Source organism: Streptomyces sp. NPDC021093 (assembly GCF_044333135.1).
Taxonomy (GTDB): domain Bacteria; phylum Actinomycetota; class Actinomycetes; order Streptomycetales; family Streptomycetaceae; genus Streptomyces.
Genome location: NZ_JBIRQJ010000004.1, coordinates 114634 through 135313 on the forward strand (window position 1 = coordinate 114634; position 20680 = coordinate 135313).

Annotated in this window: 16 protein-coding genes and 2 tRNA genes; 3 read left to right on the forward strand and 15 right to left on the reverse strand. The window is 71.7% G+C overall.

Annotation, left to right across the window (positions count from 1 at the left end; translation table 11 throughout):
* Positions 1-12: 12 nt before the first annotated feature.
* The 6 genes from ACH4SP_RS13020 to ACH4SP_RS13045 form a co-directional block, all read right to left on the reverse strand.
* Positions 13-924 (reverse strand): amidohydrolase family protein, encoded by a 912-nt coding sequence (locus tag ACH4SP_RS13020; protein ID WP_398413860.1) that lies wholly within the window; start codon positions 922-924, stop codon positions 13-15.
* 235 nt (positions 925-1159) lie between these two features.
* Complete coding sequence (locus ACH4SP_RS13025; RefSeq protein WP_398413863.1) at positions 1160-2143, reverse strand: Bro-N domain-containing protein; 984 nt, start codon at positions 2141-2143, stop codon at positions 1160-1162.
* 133 nt (positions 2144-2276) lie between these two features.
* Positions 2277-3266 carry a DUF2797 domain-containing protein gene (locus tag ACH4SP_RS13030; RefSeq protein ID WP_398413865.1) on the reverse strand — a complete coding sequence of 330 codons (990 nt, stop codon included), beginning with the start codon at positions 3264-3266 and terminating at the stop codon, positions 2277-2279.
* A gap of 59 nt (positions 3267-3325) precedes the next feature.
* Complete coding sequence (locus tag ACH4SP_RS13035) at positions 3326-4033, reverse strand: chitinase (RefSeq protein ID WP_398415051.1); 708 nt, start codon at positions 4031-4033, stop codon at positions 3326-3328.
* 192 nt (positions 4034-4225) lie between these two features.
* Entirely contained in the window at positions 4226-4831 is a 606-nt protein-coding gene (locus ACH4SP_RS13040; protein WP_398413867.1) for a hypothetical protein, read from the reverse strand.
* The gene (locus ACH4SP_RS13045; RefSeq protein WP_398413869.1) at positions 4824-5573 is read right to left on the reverse strand and encodes a hypothetical protein; all 750 of its coding nucleotides are present in this window, start codon (positions 5571-5573) and stop codon (positions 4824-4826) included. Before ACH4SP_RS13045 ends, ACH4SP_RS13040 begins: the two co-directional genes overlap by 8 nt.
* 200 nt (positions 5574-5773) lie before the next feature.
* Between ACH4SP_RS13045 and ACH4SP_RS13050 the strand changes: the two genes are divergently transcribed.
* A complete protein-coding gene (locus ACH4SP_RS13050) occupies positions 5774-7057 on the forward strand; it encodes a sensor histidine kinase (protein ID WP_398413872.1) in 1284 nt (427 codons plus the stop codon).
* Positions 7054-7713 (forward strand): response regulator, encoded by a 660-nt coding sequence (locus tag ACH4SP_RS13055; protein WP_398413874.1) that lies wholly within the window; start codon positions 7054-7056, stop codon positions 7711-7713. Before ACH4SP_RS13050 ends, ACH4SP_RS13055 begins: the two co-directional genes overlap by 4 nt.
* 40 nt (positions 7714-7753) lie before the next feature.
* Here the strand turns inward: ACH4SP_RS13055 and ACH4SP_RS13060 are convergent.
* Both ACH4SP_RS13060 and ACH4SP_RS13065 read right to left on the reverse strand, forming a co-directional pair.
* Positions 7754-7826 (reverse strand) — tRNA-Arg (locus ACH4SP_RS13060).
* 217 nt (positions 7827-8043) lie between these two features.
* Positions 8044-8137, reverse strand: a tRNA-Ser gene (locus ACH4SP_RS13065).
* 509 nt (positions 8138-8646) lie between these two features.
* On the opposite strand from ACH4SP_RS13065, the gene ACH4SP_RS13070 reads away from it, so the two are divergent.
* Entirely contained in the window at positions 8647-13038 is a 4392-nt protein-coding gene (locus ACH4SP_RS13070; RefSeq protein WP_398413877.1) for a PAS domain-containing protein, read from the forward strand.
* Between the two features lie 168 nt (positions 13039-13206).
* On the opposite strand, the gene ACH4SP_RS13075 is transcribed toward ACH4SP_RS13070, so the two are convergent.
* From ACH4SP_RS13075 to ACH4SP_RS13105, 7 genes are all read right to left on the reverse strand, one after another.
* Positions 13207-14853 carry a long-chain fatty acid--CoA ligase gene (locus ACH4SP_RS13075; protein ID WP_398413879.1) on the reverse strand — a complete coding sequence of 549 codons (1647 nt, stop codon included), beginning with the start codon at positions 14851-14853 and terminating at the stop codon, positions 13207-13209.
* Positions 14854-15020: 167 nt separating this feature from the next.
* Complete coding sequence (locus ACH4SP_RS13080) at positions 15021-15623, reverse strand: SigE family RNA polymerase sigma factor (RefSeq protein WP_398413882.1); 603 nt, start codon at positions 15621-15623, stop codon at positions 15021-15023.
* Between the two features lie 245 nt (positions 15624-15868).
* Complete coding sequence (locus tag ACH4SP_RS13085) at positions 15869-16822, reverse strand: DUF1906 domain-containing protein (protein ID WP_398413887.1); 954 nt, start codon at positions 16820-16822, stop codon at positions 15869-15871.
* Between the two features lie 53 nt (positions 16823-16875).
* Complete coding sequence (locus tag ACH4SP_RS13090) at positions 16876-18042, reverse strand: lipid-transfer protein (protein WP_398413889.1); 1167 nt, start codon at positions 18040-18042, stop codon at positions 16876-16878.
* On the reverse strand, positions 18039-18464 hold the full coding sequence (locus tag ACH4SP_RS13095) for a MaoC/PaaZ C-terminal domain-containing protein (protein WP_398413892.1): 426 nt from the start codon (positions 18462-18464) through the stop codon (positions 18039-18041). Before ACH4SP_RS13095 ends, ACH4SP_RS13090 begins: the two co-directional genes overlap by 4 nt.
* Positions 18461-19585, reverse strand: a complete 1125-nt coding sequence (locus tag ACH4SP_RS13100) for an acyl-CoA dehydrogenase family protein (protein ID WP_398413895.1) — start codon at positions 19583-19585, stop codon at positions 18461-18463. Before ACH4SP_RS13100 ends, ACH4SP_RS13095 begins: the two co-directional genes overlap by 4 nt.
* Entirely contained in the window at positions 19566-20678 is a 1113-nt protein-coding gene (locus tag ACH4SP_RS13105) for a bifunctional MaoC family dehydratase N-terminal/OB-fold nucleic acid binding domain-containing protein (RefSeq protein WP_398413897.1), read from the reverse strand. Before ACH4SP_RS13105 ends, ACH4SP_RS13100 begins: the two co-directional genes overlap by 20 nt.
* Positions 20679-20680: the final 2 nt, after the last annotated feature.

The following is a 20680-nucleotide window of genomic DNA, read 5'->3' on the forward strand; positions in this document are numbered from 1 at the left end:
CGGCCCCGGGGATCAGCTCAGCCCGAACAGCCGGGCCCCGTTCTCGTAACAGACCGCCCGCAGCCATTCCTCGCCCAGCTGGAGCCGCTCCAGCGACTCCAGCTGGTGCAGGTAGCCGTACGGGATGTTGGGGAAGTCGCTCCCCAGCAGCACCCGGTCTCCCAGGTCCCGCAGCCGCCCCAACTCCCGCGGGGGGAACGGCGAAATCCGCTCGCTGAAGTCCGTGAACGACATCGTCGTGTCGAGCCGCACCTCCCCGTACCGCTCCGCCAGGTCCAGGAAGTCGGCGTACTCGGGCATCCCCATGTGCGCCACGATCAGCCGCAGCCGGGGATGCCTCTCCAGCAGCTCCCCGACCGGCCCAGGACCGGTGAACTTCCCGGGCATCGGCCCGGACCCGCAGTGCATCACCACTGGAATCCCGGCCTCCGCCAGCAGCCCCCACACCGGCTCCAGCAGCGGGTCATTGGGGTCGTACGCCCCCACCTGCACATGCGACTTGAAGACCCGGGTCCCACCCTCCACGGCCCGCCGCACATACCCCTCGACCCCCGCCTCCGGGAAGAAGGTCGCCGTCCGCAAGCAGCCTTCCGTACGCGCCACGAAATCCTCCCCCCACCCGTTCAGCCACTCCGCCATCCCGGGCTTGTGCGGATAGAGCATCGAGGTGAACCCCACCACCCCGAACTCCCGCAGCAGCGCGACCCGTTCCTCTTCCTCGTACCGGTACGTGATCGGCCACTCGACCCCGGGCATCGGCCCTTCGGCATCGATCCCGACGGCATCGAAGTACGCCCACACCTTCTCCAGCACCCGCTCGGGCATGAAGTGCGTATGCACATCCACCAGCCCCGGAACCCCGAGCCGCCCCCAGAACGCCCGCACCTGCGCCGCTTCATCTGCTGCTGCTGCCGTCGTCGTCATGTCCGGCACGGTACGTGCGCGACACAAATACCTGAAGTTGCAAGTTATCCACAGGGGTTGACCTGCGATCTTGCGCAACGTGTCTGCTGAGCAGACACGTTTATCAAGATCACGAGGACGAGAGCGTGCTTCAGAAGCACACTCTCGTCCTCGTCCCACAACAAGTCCGGTACGGTACGACAGGGCCCGAAGCCGCAACTTCGATTTGCGGCTTCGGGCCCGTTTCTCGCACTGCCTACACGAGCACGTAAACCGGCGCACCGTCCTGCGCACAGCCAACTTGCCGGATGCACTGATGCTTGATCAGCATCCTCAGACAGGCATGCACACGAGCCGTCGAGAGCCCCGTACGCGCCGCGATCTCTTCGAGCCTGTACCGCGCCTCACCGCCGATGAGCGCAGGCGCGATGTACGCCGCCACCGCGTGGACGTCTTCGGTGACCACCAACTTCCGTCGCCGCCACACATCGAGAAGCTCCTGCGGCGTAACCCCCGGCTCCCGCTCAGCTTCCTGCCTCTGCTCACCGAGAGAACCCAGCGTCTGCGCAATCTGATGCAGCGCGTCCGCCATGGACTGCTGGGCCCGGCAGGTCTCCTCCTGAGCCCGCGCGATCTCCGTCAGCAGCTCATTGGTCCGACGCGCATGCCCGACACTCTCCGCCTGCATGGCCACCAGCGCCTCGTCGGCCCGAAGGTTCCGCTCCTCCAGCCGCACGATCGCGTCGATGACCTCGGGCGGCATGACGTACGCCGTCCCACCGCTCGGTGCAGGCTGCATCGGCGCCGGTTCGAGAGAGTACGAACCGTCTCGCTGGATGGTCGCGATAACTTCCACGACCCAGTTCCTAAACGGCTCTGCCTCCCGCTTCGTGCACCCGTTGACAAGCTGGATCAAACCTCGAAGATTCACCATCCTCATCGATCTTTTGAGCCCGTGACCTGCAATCTTGCGTGAACCGTCGAGTGGTTCGACGGTTTGCGCAAGATCGCCGAGCGTAGTTGCGTAGTCTTTCGACACCGCATAGAGCAGTGCATCCCTGGTGTTCGTGTATCCCAGATTGGCTGCCACATCGACCGCCGGGAACCAGTGTGTCCCATCCGGCAACGTCACCCTCCGCACCCGCGCACCAGTCGCCGCGTACACGAAGTCACCAATGTCGATCGCGTCCTGCCGCTGCACCGTCGCCTCTTCCGACGGCCCGTTCTCCTGCTCGTACATCGAGCATCACCTCCACCCGGAAGCTGACACATCCGTCAAGCCAACTGGCGTGAAACCAGCCGAAGTTCACCCGATAGGCGACAGGAACCTCTCATTCCGCCCCAGCAACTCCCGCACCCCAACCAGCCCCCCCTCAGAACAACCCCTCCTGCACCCCCGTCTCCCTCTCCTTCTCCACGCCCTTCACCGGCACCGTCACCCCACCCCCCACATCCCCCCGCTCCAACCGCCACCCCGCCAACAACCGACTGTCCACAACCACAACCCCCGCAGCCCCTACCGCCCCCGCACCCACCACCTCCAGATGCAGATCCGGCCCCGCCACAGCCACCACCCGCCCCGCCACACTCCCTCCACTCACCAGCTCACGCACCACACCCACCACGTCCGCCGCCCCCGCCAACCCCGCCGGCCCCTCCAACCCGAACACCCCCGCATGATCGACCACCTCGCACCCGACCACCCCCAACGCCTCCGGCCACCCCGTCAGCCCCACCGCCCGCGCATGCAACTCCCGCACCTCCGCCGCCCGTTTCTCCGCCACCGGCAGCGCCGCCCGTACCGCACGCTTCTTCGCGTACGAGATCCGGTCGGGCACTCCCAGCCCCGCCCGCAGCAACTCCTCGCAGCGCCGCGCCGCCATCAGCGGCCCCCGCCCGAGCCAGCTGAACGTCACCGCCCCCTGCTCCAGCAGCCGCGCCGGCCCCCGGTCCTCCCGGGTGATCCCCACCTTGACCATCCCCGGCCCGAACCACGCCAGGTACACGGCATACGGGCGCGGATCGTCAGCCATCGTGTCGGCCGCCACCGACCTCGACCGGTCCAGCCGCGCGCAGTCCGCACACTGCGCCTGCGTGGCCCGCCCCGCCACCGCCGCCGCGTACGGGCACGGATTGCCCCGCACCCCCACGCACCGCCGCTCCCCGACCACCCGGAAGCCGATCCCCCGCCCGTACGCGTTCCCACCGCCGCCCGCCACTGGCCCGTACGACAACGGACTGACCGGCCCGCCGACCGGCCCGGCCCCGCCGGAACCCGCCCCCGGCTCCCACCGCAGCCCGGGCACGCCGCCCGCCCAGCTCACCCCCGCACTACGCCACTGCCGCGCCCGTTCCCTCTCCATACCGCCAGTGTGGCCCCCACCACTGACAACGCCCCCGAAGCAGCCCGCACCCCGCTCCCTCAGCAGCTCACGCCCCGCCCCGGCCGCGCATGCAGCACCCGTACGAACTCCCGGTACAGCCCCACCCGGTGCGCCACCTGCTCCGGCTTCCCGCCCCCGCACTCGGGCCCGTTCAGACTCCGGATCGTCTCGCCGAAGCCCTTCCCCCGCACCATCGCCTGATGTCCGGTGTACTCGCCCATCCCCTGCTGGGTGTTCCAGTACCAAAGGGCCGTCATCCAGGCCACCTCGGGATCCTGCTCCACCAGCCACGGGTTGTTCAGCAGGTCGATCCCCAGGGCGTCGCCCGCCGCCTTGTAGTTGAAGTTCCAGCTCAGCATGATCGCCCCGCGCCCGTAGTAGGCAGCGCGTCCCGCCGGGCATCCGTACGGCCGGGTGTCGTCGCAGAAGACCGGATACGTGTCCGTGTTCTGCGCCACCACGTAGAACAGCCCGCCCGTCTCATGGCTCACGTTCGCCAGGAACGCCGCCGCCTCCCGCCGCCGCGTCTCCCTGCTCCCGGTCCGCGCGAACCCCGGATACGCCTTGGTCGCCTCGACCAGCCCCTCGTACGTGAAGAACGAGTTCCGCTTCGGGAACATCCGCTCGAACTGCGCCTCCCCGACCACGAACCCCCGACCCGGCCCCGCCCTTGACCCCAGCCCCGGCCGCCCGCGCTCCGCCGCTCCTGCCTGCCCCGGCAGCACCACGAACATCACTCCGCACATCGCCAGCAGCCACACCAGCCCGGCCCGTACCCGTACTCGTACCCGTCGCCTCGACACGGCCAGATCACTCCTCGAAAACGAAGGGAGAGCAGAAAAGGTCCAGACCATTGTGCGGAACATGCCAAACATACGGAAGGGGTACGACGAGAAGCCCCCTCCCGGCCCCTCGCCGCACCCGCACCCGCACCCGCACTACCCCCGCGCCACTTCCTCCCCAGCGCCCCGCCGCCTGCGCCTCCAGTACGCCACCGTCACCACCGCCAGCAGCGGCCCCCACAGCAGCAGCGGCGCGTAGCAGGCCGTCATCACGACCGCCTTGCCCCCGCTCGGCGCCCCCTGAGTCGACATCTCGGCGTCCCACGAGAAGGCCATGGACCACGTCACCACCGTCACCGCGGCCGCTCCCAGCCCGCCTGCCGCCGCAGCCGCCACCGCCGGAATCCGCCGCCCGCCCAGCCACGGCACCCACTCCGGCAGCATCTCTCCCCAACGCCGCACCAGCCCCAGCGTCAACAGCGCCAACGCCTCCGCGAACAGGCTCAGTCCGACCAGATAGAAGGACTCGACCCCGGGGAAGAACTCCGGGTCCAGCACCCCGTCCCGGAACCCCGAGTCCCACCCAAGCGCGATCGCCACCCGCCACAGCCCGGACGGCAGCACCGCCAGCACCGCGCCGTGCGCCGCCCACCGCACCCCGCGCGACACCCGCGGCTGCGTCTCCCGGCCGCCCACGCCGGCCTGCCCATTCCGTACGTGCGGTACGTACGCCCTCTCCGCCGCACTCGACCCGCTAGCCACGACGCTGCACCCCCGCCGCACCCTGCGCTCCGGCCACTCCTTGACCGCCCTTGGCCCCCTGCCCGCCCTGAGCCCGCTGCGCCCCCCGCGCGCCCGGGAACTTCGCCAACTCCGCGTGCACGACCCGGAATCCACCCTTGAGCACCGTGGTGAACGGCGCCGGTGCCATGCAGGTCCCCACCCGCGAGATGGTCACGTTCCCCTTCTCGTCGAGGGTCTCGGTGTCGATGTTCGCCGCACCCCACGAGAACCCGACCCGGTCCGGCTCCCCCTTGCCGCCCTGCTGCACGCTGATGCCGATCCGCGTACCGCGCGGCATCGCCGGGGTGTCGGCATCGACGACAGCGGTGAGAGTGGCCGTACGGCCACTGGTGACCAGGCAGTCCACCGTCGCCTCGGCCGCCACCGGCTTGCTCCCGGCCGGCGCCGCGTGGCTGAACCTCACCACCCCTTCCGCATCGGTGGCCATCCCGCTCGGAATGCCCGGCACCGGCTTGCTGAAGGGAACCGACCGCGCATGCACGCTGAAGCGGATGTCGTCCTGCAACGACTCGATGTAGGCCGCCCGCGCCGCCCCGTTCACACTCGCCCTGCCACCCTCCGCACCCACAAGGGCACCGGCCGCCGCTGGGGCACTTGCCGCCTCAGAGGACCCGGCCGCCACAGCTCCGCCCGGCGCCGCCACCCCCATCGCCCCGACCAGCACAACCCCTGCCACCCCGGCCGCAACCACAGCTCTCATCACCACGAACTCCCTTGTCCCTGCGGCCTCTTGCCGCTCTCCTGCTGTTCTCCTGCCTGCCCCTCCAATCTCCTCCGCCGCCCCGCCCGTTCCTATCCGCCGATCGGCACAGATCCCGAGGTCAGAGCGCGGTCCGCCCCCTCACTCCCTCTGCCGATCGGCAGAGGGATCCGCCGTGCCCCTCCCCGTACGCTGACCGCATGGGGGACACCTTCGATCACACAACAAGCCTGCTGGGTACAGGGATTGACGCCGCAGCCGTACTGCTGGCAGCAATCGCTCTCGTACGCACGGGACGGCCGCTGGCCCGCCTCCGCGTCACGGCCGCACCGGACACGTCCGGCACGTCCGGCCCACCCGGCACGTCCTCCGCCCCCGTCCCCGCCCCACGCGCCTCCGTACCGGATCCGTCCGTACTCACCGCCATGTGCGCGGCCCTCTCCCTCCTCTCCTCCTTCGCCCTCGCCTCTCCTGGACCGGAAGCAGAAGCCGGTTCGCTCTGGAAACTGGTGACAACGGCCCTGCTCCTGCCCCTGATCGCGGCCGTCGCCCGCTGGTCACGCCCGCGGGAGATGCGCCCCACCGTGGCCCTGGCAGCCCTGGCGATCGCCCTGTGGCCGCTCCCTCTGGCCGACATCTCCTCCGTACTCGAAGGCGCCGGCATCGCGGCCTTCTGGCTGCTCCCCGCCCTGGCCGCCCTCGCGTTCGGCAGCCACTTCCGGCGCCAGGAGAAGCTCCGCCGGCGCGCGGTCACCGAGGCCCGCCACGACCAGCGGCGTCAGCTCTCGCGGGACCTGCACGACTTCGTGGCCCACGACATCAGCGGCATCGTCGTCCAGGCCCAGGCGGCCCGCTTCGTCGCGGCCACCGACCCCACCCAGGCCGTACTCGCCCTGGAACGCATCGAGAAGGCCGGCCTGAACGCCCTGTCCGCCATGGACCGCACCCTGGACATGCTCGACCCCACGCCCCGCCCGGCAGGCGCCACCGCCCCTCTCCCCACCGTCGCCCAGCTCCCCGCCCTCACCGCCGACTTCACCGCGGCAGGGCCCACCCCGGCACACCTCCACATGCCCCAGGACCTCCCCGAATCCCTGCCCAGAGAGACGGGCGCGGCCGCGTACCGGATAGCCGTCGAGGCCCTCACCAACGTCCGGCGGCACGCCCCGTCCGCCACCCGCGCGGACATCACCCTCACCCGGGGCCCCTGCACCCTCGAACTGCGCATCACCAACGACACCGGCCCCCACCGCGTCGCCCGCCCCCTCCGCCCCAGAGCCCGCCCGCACCGGCACGGCGGCCGAGGCATCCCCGCCCTCACCGAACTCACCCGCGCCCTCGGCGGCACCCTCACCACGGGCCCCCACCCCGTCGACCACCCCACCGGCTGGCACCTCACAGCCGTACTCCCCCTAACCCCCCTGCAACCCCAGACAGCCCAGACAGCCCAGACGCCTCAAGCACCCCACCCGGAGCACAAGTGATCCGCATCCTGCTCGCCGACGACCAGGCCGACATCCGCACGGGCTTCCGCCTGATCCTCGACTCCCAGCCGGACATGACGGTGATCGCGGAGGCCGCCGACGGCACCACCGCCGTCGACCTGGCCCGTTCGCTCCGCCCCGACCTGGTCCTGGCCGACATCCGCATGCCGGGCCTGGACGGCCTGGAAGTCACCCGCCGACTGACCGGCCCGGACGCGGTGGACCCCATCCCCGTACTCGTCATCACCACGTTCGACCACGACGACTACGTACGTACGGCACTGCGCGACGGCGCCTGCGGCTTCCTCCTGAAGCGCTCGGGACCCGCTCTTCTGATCGAGGGCGTACGCGCCGCCATGTCAGGCGACGTCCTGATCAGCCCCCAGATCACCGTCCGCCTCCTCCAGTCCCTCACCCCGCCCCCGCCCGAGGCCCCCGCACCCACGCCCAGCCGGCCGTCCCCGCTCACCCCCCGCGAGGAAGAAATAGCCCGCCTGGTCGCCGAAGGCCTCACCAACGCGGAGATCGCCGCCCGCCTCTTCATCACCCCGGGCACGGCCAAGACCCACATCGCCAACATCCAGTCGAAGCTCAAGGCCCGCAACCGCGTCGGCATCGCCGCCTGGACCTGGCAGTCCGGCTCCACCCGCACATGAAAGAAGCCCCCCGGACGATGTCCGGGGGGCTTCTCGGCTGTGCACTCGGCAGGATTCGAACCTGCAACCTTCTGATCCGTAGTCAGATGCTCTATCCGTTAAGCTACGAGTGCTTGTCGCTGTGCTTCCGGGCCGTTTTCCGCCCCGTCGGCGTTGCAAGAAGAACATTACATGACCTGCGCCGTCATGCGAAATCCATTGCGTTCACCCGGCCCCACCTGCGCAAACACCCCCAGGAACCGCCCCGGCGGCAACTCCGGCAGCAGCCCTGGGAACGACATCCGGGAACGACCGAAGCCCCGGTCCTGGTGGACCGGGGCTTCGACGTGCTGGCGGAGGCGGAGGGATTTGAACCCTCGATGGGCTTTAAGACCCAAACCGCATTAGCAGTGCGGCGCCATAGACCGGACTAGGCGACGCCTCCAGCACGACCCACGTACGCCATCGCCTGCGCGATCGCGAGTAGGTGCGTTGCAGATGATGGCACAGCATTGCGCGGTGTCACCAATCGCACCCCACGGTACTAGGCGACCGGGCGCCAGGGCAAAGCACTTCGGCAGACGACTTCGGCGGCTGATTTCCACCGAGGACTTCCGTGCGCGACCTCGCGGCATCCGCACGGGACCCGGAGATCCACTCCGCACCGGTCCAAGATCCACCCCTGTCGCCGGGCCAAGATCCACTCCTTGTCGCACGAAGATCCACTCCTTGTCGCACGAAGATCCGTACCGGACGGCGTGAAGATCTGCTTCCTGGGCAGGCACAGCTCCACAGCAGCTCCCCCTCTCATCCGCCGTCACGCCCGTATTCCCAGCCTTTAGACTCCTTCCAGTGACAACGCGCGGCCCGAGGGGAAAATTGGGGCCGCCGGAGGGTCGCCGACCGGGCGGGATCGCCTGGGCAAGGTGCAGTAATCAGGGAGGAACCGTCGTTGTGAGCAGCAGGCCATCCCGAGGCGCTGCTCGCCTCGCAGCGATACTCGACGCGCTCCCCGACGGGCTGCTGCTCGTCAATTGCAACGGAACCGTCGTCAACGCCAACACCATCGCCCTGGAGACCTTCGAGACCCCGGGCACCGCGCTCGTCGGGCGCGGGCTGCTCGACCTGCTGCCGGAGTTCGACTCCAAGCTGATCCCGGGATCGATGCGCCGTCCCGACAACGCGGACGCCCAGGGGCGCACCAAGCCGACCCGGATGACCGCGCGGCGCACCGACGGGAGCGCGTTCCCCGTCGAGGTGACCAGCGCGAACCTCGCGGACGGGCGGGACGCCTTCTCGGTGGACCGGCCGGCCGGTGCCACTTCACTGACCGGGGACGAGCTCCTGATGCTCGTCGTACGGGACCTGTCGGGCACCGTCGACACCGAGGCCGAGCTGGCCCGTTCGCAGCGGCAGACCGAGATGATCCTGCGCGCCGCGTCCGAGGGCGTGGTGGGCACCGACAACGACGGACGGATCGTCCTCGCGAACCCGGCCGCCGCGCAGATACTGGGATTCCGGGCCAGCGACCTGGGCGGCAAGGAGCTGCACGCGCTCGCCGTGCACTCGCGGGCCGACGGGACGCCGTTCCCGTACGAGGAGTCGCCGCTCGCCGACACCCTGAAGTCCGGGCGCAAGCACCGGGTGCGCGGGCAGGTGCTGTGGGCGAAGAACGGCAAGCAGGTGCCGGTCGACCTGACGACCGCTCCCGTGCGCGACGGGGAGCAGCTGGTGGGCGCGGTGATGACGTTCACCGACCGCCGGCCCTACGAGGAGCAGATCGCCCAGCACGCCGAGGAGCTGGACCGGCAGGTCGCCCAGCATGCCGAGGAGATCGCCCAGCGCACCGAGGAACTGGACGCGACGCGTGAGCGGTACGACGCGGAGGCCGCGCTCGGCCGGGAGCGGTTCGAGGAACTGGCCGGGCAGCACGCCCAGTTGAGCGCCGTCCTGGGCGGCTCGCTGCGCGGCCCGCTGGAGGAGCTGCGCGGCGAGCTCGGCACGCTGGCCGCCGACCCGGCAGGACAGCTGTGGCCCGAGGCCAACCAGGTGCTGCACCACCTGGCCGCCGGGTACGCACGGATGACGACGCTCGTCGACAACGTGCTGGGCTTCCAGCGTCTTGTCGCCGGGACCGAGCCGCTGGTCAAGACGAACGTGCTGGTGGACGGGGTCGTCGCGGCGGCCGTCGAGGGTGCGGTCGAGCTGATCGGTCCCGGGCGCGCCCAGTTCGCCGTGCACGCGCCGCCGATCGAGGCCGAGGTGGACGGCGGGCGGCTGGCGACGGCGCTCGCGCACCTGGTGGCGGACGTGGCGGGGGTGGACTCCACCGGCAAGGCTCCGGCCGCTGCGGCGGGCGGGGGTTACGTCGACTCGACGATCGTGGTGGCCGCCGCGCAGCGCGGCGAGGTCGTGCGCTTCGAGGTGCGCGGGCCGTACGCGGGCGGCGACCCGGTGCACGAGCCGATCGTGCGCGGCATCGTCGCAGCGCACGGCGGCGTGCTGCAGACGCACGAGGTGCCGGGCATGAGCGGCAGCGCGTACGTCCTGGAGGTGCCGTTGGGGGCGGGCTCGGGGGCTTCGGCGCCTGCTCCGGCCTCGGCTCAGGCTTCGGCTCCTGCTCCGGCTCCGGCCTCGGCTCCGGCTCAGGCCCCTGCCGCCCAGGACGTCCCCCAGGATTCCGCCCGGGATTCCGCTCCGAGCGCCGGTGGTGCCGGGAACGGTCCCGGTGCGACGGCCGCGGTGCCTGCCCAGCAGGGCAGCGGACGGCGGGCCAGGCGGGCCTCGACCGACGCGTTCCTCGACGCGGACGGAAGCGACGGCCGCACCGGCGGGAACTCCGGTGAGCCCGGTGCGGAGGCGGAGACCGCCGCCTCGCAGGCCGCTCCGAGCGGACGGCGGCGCGCACGGCGCGGGCCGGCCGACGAGCACCAGCAGCAGGAACTGATCCCGGCACAGGGCACGGGCGAGGGATCCGGCGGCACGGGCGGCGGTACGGGCCGCAGGCGCGGGCGGCCCAGCCCGGCCGAGGGACCGGGGAGCGGCGGCGGAAATCCGTCGGCGCCCACCGGTGACGCCGGTACGGGCGCAGCCGCGGGCGCAGCCGCAAGTGCGAGCACGGGTACGGGCCGGGGTACGGGCGCGGGCTCAGCCGGTCACGCCGGTGACGGTCGGGCTCTGGCGCTGCCCGCACCCGCGAAGCCGTCCGGCGGTCCGGCGGAGGGTTCCGTGGTGACGGCCGAGGAGGGCGCGGCCGGACGTGCGGCGCTGAGGGACACCGTGCCTCCGCAGGGAGTGCCCCAGGTAGTGCCCCCGACCCAGGGCGTTCCTCCGCAGGGACTTCCCGCGCAGGCCGCCGAGACGCAGGCCCCTGCGGGCCGCCGCGACGGCGGCGCGATGCCCGCACTGCCTCCCGCGAGCCCGAGCGCGAGCGTGGGCCATGCAGGTCAAGCAGGCCAAGCAGCCCAAGCAGGCCCATCGAACCGGACGGGCCATGCGGGCCAGGACGTTCCCGCCGACCCGGCCGGTGCGCCGGTGCCGGGGAGCGGCAGCAGCCAGGCAGGACAGACCGGCCAGGCGGCCCAGGCGGCCCAGTCCGGTGTCTCGTACGGCCGACGGCCGCCGGGCGTCGAGGCATCCGCCATGCCGGGCACCGGAATTCCCCCCGCAGGCACTGGCAACGGCCCCGCGAGCAGCGGTGATCCGTCCGCCGACGACACCTCAGGGCACGGCCAGGTGTTCGCCACCGCGGGCGCCGCACAGGGCCAGAGCCAGTCCCAGGGCCAATCCCAGGGCCAGTCCCCGAGCCAGGGCGGCCAGCCCGGCGTGGGCACCGGCGCCCCCGGCGGCCGTCGGGCCCGACGGGCGCTGGCCACCGCTCCGGCCGCCGAGGCGGAGAGCGCGCGCAGCCCGTTCGCGCTGCCGCCCGCCGAGGCGGACCGTAACCCCGGCCGCTCCGGCGACGTACCGGCCCAGGCGCCCAACGAGCAGGCGGCGCACGGCGGCTGGCCCACGCCCACCGCCAAGGTCGCCAATCCGGAGCCGCAGCCACTGCCGCAGCCCCAGGCACAGCCGTACACCCCGTCCCAGCCGCAGCCGTTGCCGCTCCCGCAGCCCTCCGAGTCAACGCACTCGACCCAGGGCCGCGCCTTCAGCGTCCGTACGCTCGGGCAGGGCATGCCGTTCGCGCAGCAGATCGCACAGCAGCAGAACCAGACGCTCGGCTCCGGCCGCCGCCGCAGGCTGGCCACGCCGTCGGAGGCGGAGCGCCCGGCAGCAGCGGCGATCGCGCCCCCGGCCGAGCCCGGCGCCCGCCCGCACCCGCAGGGCAGCCCCCCGCAGGACCCGGCCGGTGCTCGGCCGGGCGCGCAGACAGGCGCGTACGCGAGCGGCGGTGCGTACGAGAGCGGCGCGGGCGGCACCCCGCCCTCCGGCACCGCACCCGCGGGTGCCGCATCCACCGGCCCGGACGCACCGCAGCTCATCCCGACGGCCTCCGAAGGGCGTGCGTACGCCATAGAGGCCCCCGACGAGGGCAGCGAGGGTCCTGAGCCGCTGGACGGTCCCGGCGGGGCCGTAGAGGTCGCCAACCGGCCCGTCCCGCGGCCCGTGGACGACGAGCTGCCCCCGGAGCCGCTGGACAACCCGCGCAGGCTGCTGGTGTGGCCCGCCCCGGACACCTCCACGGAGCAGGCGCTCAGCGACCGGGGCTACCGGCCGGTGATCGTGCACTCCCGCGACGAGGTCGACGCGCAGATCGCCGCCTTCCCGGCCGCGCTGTTCGTGGACCCGCTGACCGGGCCGATCACGCGTACCGCGCTCCAGTCGCTGCGTCAGGCGGCCGTGGCCGCCGAGGTCCCGGTGCTGGTCACGGCGGGTCTGGGGCAGGCGACCCGGGAGGCGGCCTACGGCGCGGACCCGGCCGTCCTCCTCAAGGCGCTCGCCCCGCGCGACAGCGAGCAGCACCCGCCCCGGGTCCTGCTCATCGAGGAGCACGAAGAGATCGCGCTCGCCCTGACCGACACCCTGGAGCGGCGCGGCATGCAGGTCGCGCGTGCCGCGACCGACACGGAGGCGGTCAACCTCGCCACCCAGATGCGGCCGAACCTGGTCGTCATGGATCTGATGCTGGTGCGCCGCCGCCGGGCGGGCATCGTCGACTGGCTGCGCGCCAACGGGCAGTTGAACCGCACCCCGCTGGTCGTCTACACCTCCGCGGGTCTCGACCAGGCGCAGCTGCCCCGGCTGTCCTCGGGCGAGACGGTCCTCTTCCTCGCGGAGCGGTCCACGAGCAACGAGGTGCAGGGCCGGATCGTGGACCTGCTGGCGAAGATCGGCACCAACTGATCCATCGGTACCAACTGATCCACGTGTGCGGGTGTTTCACGTGAAACACCCGCACACGGCGAAGGGGTCTGTTTCGAAGGGGCCTGTTTCACGTGAAACAGGCCCCTTCGCCGTCCGTACTGCCGCCCACAGGCGCGTGACGTCCCGCTAGAGCTGCGTGACGTCCCGCTACAGCTGCGTGACGTCCAGCTCGCCGTCCGCGTAGCTCTTGCGGATCACCTTCTTGTCGAACTTGCCGACGCTCGTCTTCGGCACCGCAGGGACCAGCGCCCAGCGCTCCGGCAGCTGCCACTTGGCCACGCTCTGCGCGAGGAAGTCACGCAGGTCGGCGTACGAGGCGGTGGCGCCCTCCTTGAGGACGACGGTGGCCAGCGGGCGCTCGCCCCACCTGTCGTCCGGGACGGCCACGACCGCCGCCTCGGCGACCTCGGGGTGGGCCATCAGCGCGTTCTCCAGGTCGACGCTGGAGATCCACTCACCACCGGACTTGATGACGTCCTTGGCCCGGTCGGTGAGGGTCAGGAAGCCGTCCGGGCTGATCACGCCGACGTCGCCGGTCTTCAGCCAGCCGTCCGCGCTGAACTTGTCGTCGGGGCGGAAGTCCTCGCCGTTCGCGCCGCCGTAGTAGGCGCCCCCGATCCACGGGCCGCGCACCTCCAGCTCACCGGCCGACTCGCCGTCCCACGGCAGCGCCTCGCCCGCCGGGCCGCTCAGCCGGGCCTCGACGCCCGCCGGGAGACGGCCCTGCGTGACGCGGTAGGGCCACTCCTCCTCGGCGGTGAGCCCGGCCGGCGGGTGCGCCATCGTGCCGAGCGGCGAGGTCTCCGTCATGCCCCAGGCGTGGCAGAGCCGGACGCCCAGCCGGTCGTACGCCTCCATGAGGGCCGGCGGACAGGCCGCACCGCCGATGGTCACCTCTCGCATCGAGGTGAGGTCGCGCGGGTTGGCGGTGACCTCGGCGAGCAGGCCCTGCCAGATGGTGGGGACGGCGGCGGCGTGCGTGGGGCGCTCGCGCTCGATCATCTCGGCGAGCGGGGCGGGCTGCAGGAAGCGGTCGGGCATCAGCATGTTGATGCCCGTCATGAAGGTGGCGTGCGGCAGGCCCCAGGCGTTCACGTGGAACTGGGGCACCACGACCAGGGTGGTGTCCTTGTCGGTCAGCCCCATCGACTCGGCCATGTTGACCTGCATGGAGTGCAGGTAGATGGAGCGGTGGGAGTACGCGACGCCCTTGGGGTCGCCGGTGGTGCCGGAGGTGTAGCAGAGGGCGGCGGCGGAACGCTCGTCGACGTCCGGCCAGTCGAAGGTCGTCGGGCGGTCCGCGAGCAGCTCCTCGTACTCGTGGACGCGCGGCGTGCAGCCGTCGAGCAGCGTCCGGTCGCCGGGGCCGACCACGACCACGTGCTCAAGGGTCGGCAGGTGCGGGAGGAGCGGGGCGAGCAGCGGGAGGAGGCTGCCGTTGGCGATGACCACGCGGTCGGCGGCGTGGTTGACGATCCAGATCAGCTGCTCGGCCGGAAGCCGCAGGTTGAGGGTGTGGAGCACGGCGCCCATGGAGGGGATCGCGAAGTACGCCTCGACGTGGGCCGAGTTGTTCCACATGAGCGTCGCCACCCGCTGGTCGCCGACGACCCCGAGCTCGTCGCGCAGGGCGTTCGCGAGGCGGGTGGCGCGCTCACCGATCTCCGCGAAACTGCGGCGTTCCGGCTCCGCCTCCCCGGTCCACGTCGTGACCTGCGACTTTCCATGGATGGTCATCCCGTGCTTCAGGATGCGGGTCACGGTCAGCGATACGTCCTGCATGGTGCTGAGCACGGCGTCCTCCCGGTGGGCGCGCGAAAAGGCACAAAGGGCACGGGGAAGCGAATGTCACCCGTGCGTGTGCCGCCGATTCTGCGCGCGTACCCGGCGGTATGTCACTACCTGGAGGTAACCAAAAGAAAGGCAGAATTCGCGAGTTCGCGGCGGTCAGCAGGCCGGGATCAACGGACCGGGGTCAGCTCCGGGTCCTCGCGCAGCTTGCCCAGCGCACGGGAGACCGCGCTCTTGACCGTACCGACGGAGACGCCGAGGACCTCGGCGGTCTGCACCTCGCTCAGGTCTTCGTAGTACCTGAGGACGACCATGGCGCGCTGCCGGTCGGGGAGCTTCATGACCGCGCGCCACATCGCGTCGTGCAGCACCTGCTGCTCGGCGGGGTCCGGGGCGGGCGCGGTGGAGCCGGTGCTCGGCTCGGGCAGCTCCTCGCAGGCGAACTCGTCGACCTTGCGCTTGCGCCACTGGGAGGTGCGGGTGTTGACCAGCGCCCGGCGCACGTAGCCGTCCAGGGCACGGTGGTCCTCGATGCGCTCCCAGGCGACGTACGTCTTGGTCAGCGCGGTCTGCAGCAGGTCCTCGGCGTCGCACGGGTTCGCGGTCAGCGAGCGCGCGGTGCGCAGCAGGACGGGCCCGCGGGCCCGGACGTAGCTGGAGAACGACGGGTAGCCGGTGAAGGAGGAGGCGTGCCCGGTACGTCCGGGGCTCACGGTGTGCCCGGCGTGCCCGGTGGCGGCCTTCGATGCGCTGGTGCAGACAGGCGTGGTCATGTGTTCCACGCTATGAGCGGGGACCGCTCAGGGGATCGGCCCCAGGTCCCGAAGGCATGTCCGCCTCAGGTTGTAGGGGTGGGGCAGGCCCCACCTCCTGAAGGTGGAGGGGGGCCCTGGGGATGTCAGGGTCGGGCCTCACCCTCGCAGGGCCCCACCCTCGCAGGGCCTCACCCCCACAGACCTTGGCTCCCCGGCCCTGGCTCCCTGACCTGGCGCCCCTGCCCCCTCCCGCTCCCCGGCCCTCACTCCCAGGTGCGGGCCACCAGGGCGTCGACCCGGTTGCGGTCGATATTCAGGCGGTGCCCGCCCCGCGTCTCCTTGACGTTGCCCGCGTACTGGTGGACGCGACGGTGCGGCGCCCAGGCGCGGGGGTGCAGCGAGGGCTCTCCCGCGACCGACGGCTTCTTTCCCCAGCGGGCGAACCAGAGAACCGTCGGCAGGTCACCGACCCCCGCCTTCCTGGCCCGTTCCAGGTGGCTGATGCCGGAGTCGGCGCTGCTGTAGTAGCCGGGGAAGTAGCGGTGCTTGCGGACCTCACGGTTCCAGGCGCGGACGAAGCTCAGGGTGCGCTCGGCACAGCCGCGGTTGCCGATGTCGTACGCCTCCATGTCGAGGTAGAGCGTGCTGCCGGGGATCATGCCGTGCCACTTGGCCCGCCGCACCGCGTCCTGTCCCTCGGCGGTGCCCTGCCGCCACGGGGCGCTGCCGATGGCGTACCCGCGCTTGTGCTTCACCTCCACGCAGGGCGCCTGGGAGCCGACGTAGACCGGGAGCAGGAACCAGCCCATCCGGTCGACCGACTTGATCCACTGCCTGTTGAGGTTCTTCTGCCGGGGGCAGCCGCGCGCCCGGCCGCCGAAGTAGACGCCGACGGCCCGGTACGGGGAGGCCCGGCGCCAGGCCCTCATGGTGGCCAGGGAGGGGGCCTCGCAGGTGTCGAAGGCCCAGCCCTTGAAGTGCACGGGCCGGCCGGAATACGGCTTCGCCTCCGCGGGCCGCGCGGACGGAGCGGGCCGGGAAGAGGGAGCGGGCTGTCCGGACAGAGCGGGCCGCGCGGACGGAGCCGGCCGGGCCGCAGCCGGCCCGGGTGCGGGCAGCACCGTCGTGGCGAGGAGGGCGAAGAGCACCGTTGCCGGCCCGAGCAGCCGACCCGGAGGGCATTTTCGTACGTACGCAGAACCAAAGAATCTGTACATATGGTGAGTTAACGGTCATTCAGCCGCCGAGTCCACGACTCACGCCGGGCCGGTCAGCAATCCGCACCCAGGATCAACCCGGATGTGGGAACGCCGGTGCCCGCCGTCACCAGCGTCCGGGCCGCACCCGGCACCTGGTTCACCGACGTGCCGCGCACCTGCCGGACGGCCTCCGCGATCCCGTTCATCCCGTGCAGGTACGCCTCGCCGAGCTGCCCCCCGTGCGTATTGAGCGGCAGCGCGTCCGCCGCCACGAACCCGGCCGCCTCGCCCGGCGCGCAGAACCCGAACTCCTCCAGCTGCATCAGCACGAACGGGGTGAAGTGGTCGTAGAGGATCCCCACGTCGATGTCGGACGGCGCGAGCCCGGACGACTGCCACAACTGACGCGCCACCACTCCCATTTCCGGCAGGCCCGCCAGGGTGTCCCGGTAGAAGCTGGTCATCTGCTCCTGCCCGCGCCCGGCGCCCTGAGCCGCGGCGACGATCACCGCGGGCGGCTGTGCGAGGTCCCTGGCCCGCTCGGCGGAGGTCACCACGATCGCCTGACCGCCGTCGGTCTCCTGACAGCAGTCGAGCAGCCGCAGCGGCTCCACGATCCATCGCGAGGCGGCATGGTCGGCGAGCGTGATCGGCTTCTCGTAGAAGTACGCGGCCGGATTGCGCGCCGCGTGCCGCCGGTCGGTGACGGCGACGTGCCCGAACGCCTCCGGGGTCAGCCCGTACGTGTGCAGATAGCGCTGCGCCGCCATCGCCACCCACGACGCGGGCGTGAGCAGCCCGAACGGCAGCGCCCAGCCGAGCGCGGCCCCCTCCGCGGACGGCTCCCGCCGCTGCACCCCGGAACCGAACCGCCGCCCCGAACGTTCATTGAACGCCCGGTAACAGACGACGACTTCGGCCACCCCCGCCGCCACCGCCAGCGCCGCCTGCTGCACGGTGGCGCAGGCCGCACCGCCGCCGTAGTGGATCCGGGAGAAGAAGGACAGCTCGCCGATCCCGGCCGCCTGCGCGACGGTGATCTCGGGGCTGGTGTCCATGGTGAAGGTGACCATGCCGTCGACGTCGGCGGGGGTGAGCCCGGCGTCGTCGAGGGCCGCGTGCACCGCCTCCACGGCCAGCTTCAGTTCGCTGCGCCCGGAGTCCTTGGAGAACTCGGTCGCCCCGATCCCCGCGACGGCGGCCCTCCCGCCGAGGCTGTCGGCCCTGCGGATGCTCATACGGACCCCTCCCGGGCAGCGACCGGCCCGTCGGAGGCTGCGGGCCCGACCCGCACCGTGCCGGTGACGTGGTGGCCGATGCCGTTGGTGCCGACGACACGGACCTCCGCCGTGCCCGCGGCCTCGTCCGCCTCCGTGACCGTGCCCCGCAACACCATCGTGTCTCCGGGGTAGTTGGGCGCGCCCAGCCGGATCCGTACCGCACGCAGCCGAACCTCCGGGCCGAGGCTGTCCGTCACGTACCTCCCCACCAGGCCGTTCGTCGTCAGGATGTTCATGAAGATGTCCGGCGACCCCTTCTCCCGTGCGGCCTCGGCGTCGTGGTGCACGTCCTGGTAGTCGCGGGAGGCGACGGCCCCGGCCACGATCAGGGTGCGGGTCACCGCTATCTCCAGCGGCGGCAGTTCCTCTCCGGCCTTCATGCCCCGGTCCCCTCCTCCATCAGCAAGTCGCCCAGTTCCTCCAGCACTTGGCCGCCGCCTCCCAGATATGCGTCGAGCTGCCGCCCCCACAGGAAGTGCCGGTGCACCGGGTACTCCACATCGGCCCCCACGCCGCCGTGCAGATGCTGTCCTGCGTGCACCACCCGCCGGCCCGCCTCCGACGCCCACCAGGCGGCGGTGAGCGCATGCGTCGCATGGGGCAGGGCCTGGTCGTACCGCCAGGCCGCCTCGTACGCGGTGACCCGGATCGCCTCGGTGTCCATGTGCGCGTCGGCGGCACGCAGTTGGACCGCCTGCTTGGTGGACAGCGGCCGCCCGAACTGCTCGCGCTCCGAGGTGTACGCCACGGCCCGCGCCACCGATCCCGCGCACACCCCGGCCTGCAGCCCGGCGAAGGCGATCCGCGCCGCGCCCCTGATCCGCTCGTACGCCTCGGGGCCAGGGCCGCCCAGCCGTTCGCCCCGTGCCCCGCTCAGCGTGAGCCGCCCCGCCGACCAGGGCGCGGTGGTCCCGACCGGGTCGACGGCGACCCCCGCACTCCCCGTCCGTACGATCCACAGCCCCCGGTCGGCGTCCGGCACCACCACATGGGTGGCGTCCAGCAACCACGGCACCACGGGCACGGTCCCGGAGAGCACGGCCTCGCAAGGCACGGCCTTGGAAGGCCCACTCCCGGAAGGCACGGCCCCGGAAGACGTACTCCCGTGCGAGTTTTCTCCCGTAGCCACCCGAACGGGTCCGGCGCCGGTGGCTGAAAACGCACCTACCGCCACCACGGAGCCGTTTCGCAGCCCAGGCCCCATCGTTTCCCGCTGCTTTTCCGTCCCGTACGCGCTCAACGCGAGCAGCCCGCAGACAGCCGTGGCCGCGAAGGGCACCTGGGCGGTGGTGCGTCCCTGTTCCTCCAGCAGCAGCACCAGGCCCAGCAGACCGATCTCCTCGACCGCTTCGAGCAGTCCCGCCTCGCCCAGCCACTTCCACAGTTCGGCGTCCGTGCCCGTACCGACCGCCGTCAGCCGCTCGTGCGTCGACAGATCGCCGAAGATCCGCGCCGCCAGGTCCCGCGCGGCCTGCTGCTCCTCAGTCGGTGTGAAGTCCATCCGCCTCACCTCCGTCCGTGAACGGCCGGAACACCGGAAGCTCCAACTCCGCGTCGAAGCGGTGGAACTCCGCCCGCACCCCCATCCCGATCCGCACCTCGTCGGGCGCCACCCCGACCACGTTGCTGATCATCCGCACGCCCTCCGCCAGCTCGACCAGCGCCACCGCATAAGGAGGGTCGAAGGCCGGGAACGCCGGATGGTGCATCACCACGTACGAGAAGACCGTCCCCTCGCCGCTCGCCTCGACGGTGTCCCACCGTGCGCAGCCGCACGCGTTGCACCCCGGCAGCCACGGGAACCGCAGCGTCCCGCACTCCTCGCACCGCTGGATCAGCAGCCGGTGCGCGGAAACACCTGCCCAGAAACCGGAGTTGTCCCGGTTGACCACCGGCCGGGGCCGCAGCGCGGGCTTCTCCTGCTTTGCTTTCCGGTCCGCAGCCTCCCGGTCCGCAGCCACCTGGTGCACTGCCCCCCGGTCCGCAGCCACCTGGTGCACTGCCCCCCGGTCCGCAGCCACCTGGTGCACTGCCCCCCGGTCCGCAGCCGGCTGGTGCACTGCCGCCCGGTCCGCCGGCGCCGCTTTCCGTTGGGCGGGCGCGTACTTGAGAATCCGGAAGCGGTGCGTCCCCGCCAACTCCCCCGCCCCGTACACATCCATCCGCGTCGTGACGAAGTACCCGCTGCCCAGCTTCGTCGTCTTCCGCTCCGACACCGACTCGATGACCGCGTCGAAGGTGATCCGGTCCCCCGGCCGCAGGTCCCGTACGTACTCCTGCTCGCAGTCGGTCGCCACCACCGACGTGCAGCCCGCGCCGTCGAGCAGCGCGAACAGGCCTTCGTACGCCGACGAACGGTCGGTGTGCCCGGACAGCCCGCCCATCGTCCAGGCCTGGAGCATCGTCGGCGGAGCTATCGCCTCCGGCCCCGTGTACGCCGGGTTGCCGTCCCCCGTCGCCTCGCACCAGTGCCTGATCATCGGCTCGTTGACCAGGTCCTTGCCCACTCCCGAGGTGGCCGCCGCCTGCCCCTCGTACTCCTTCAAACGCACCAGCAGTCCGTCGAGTTCCCCGGTCCCGGGCTGTTCTCTCACCG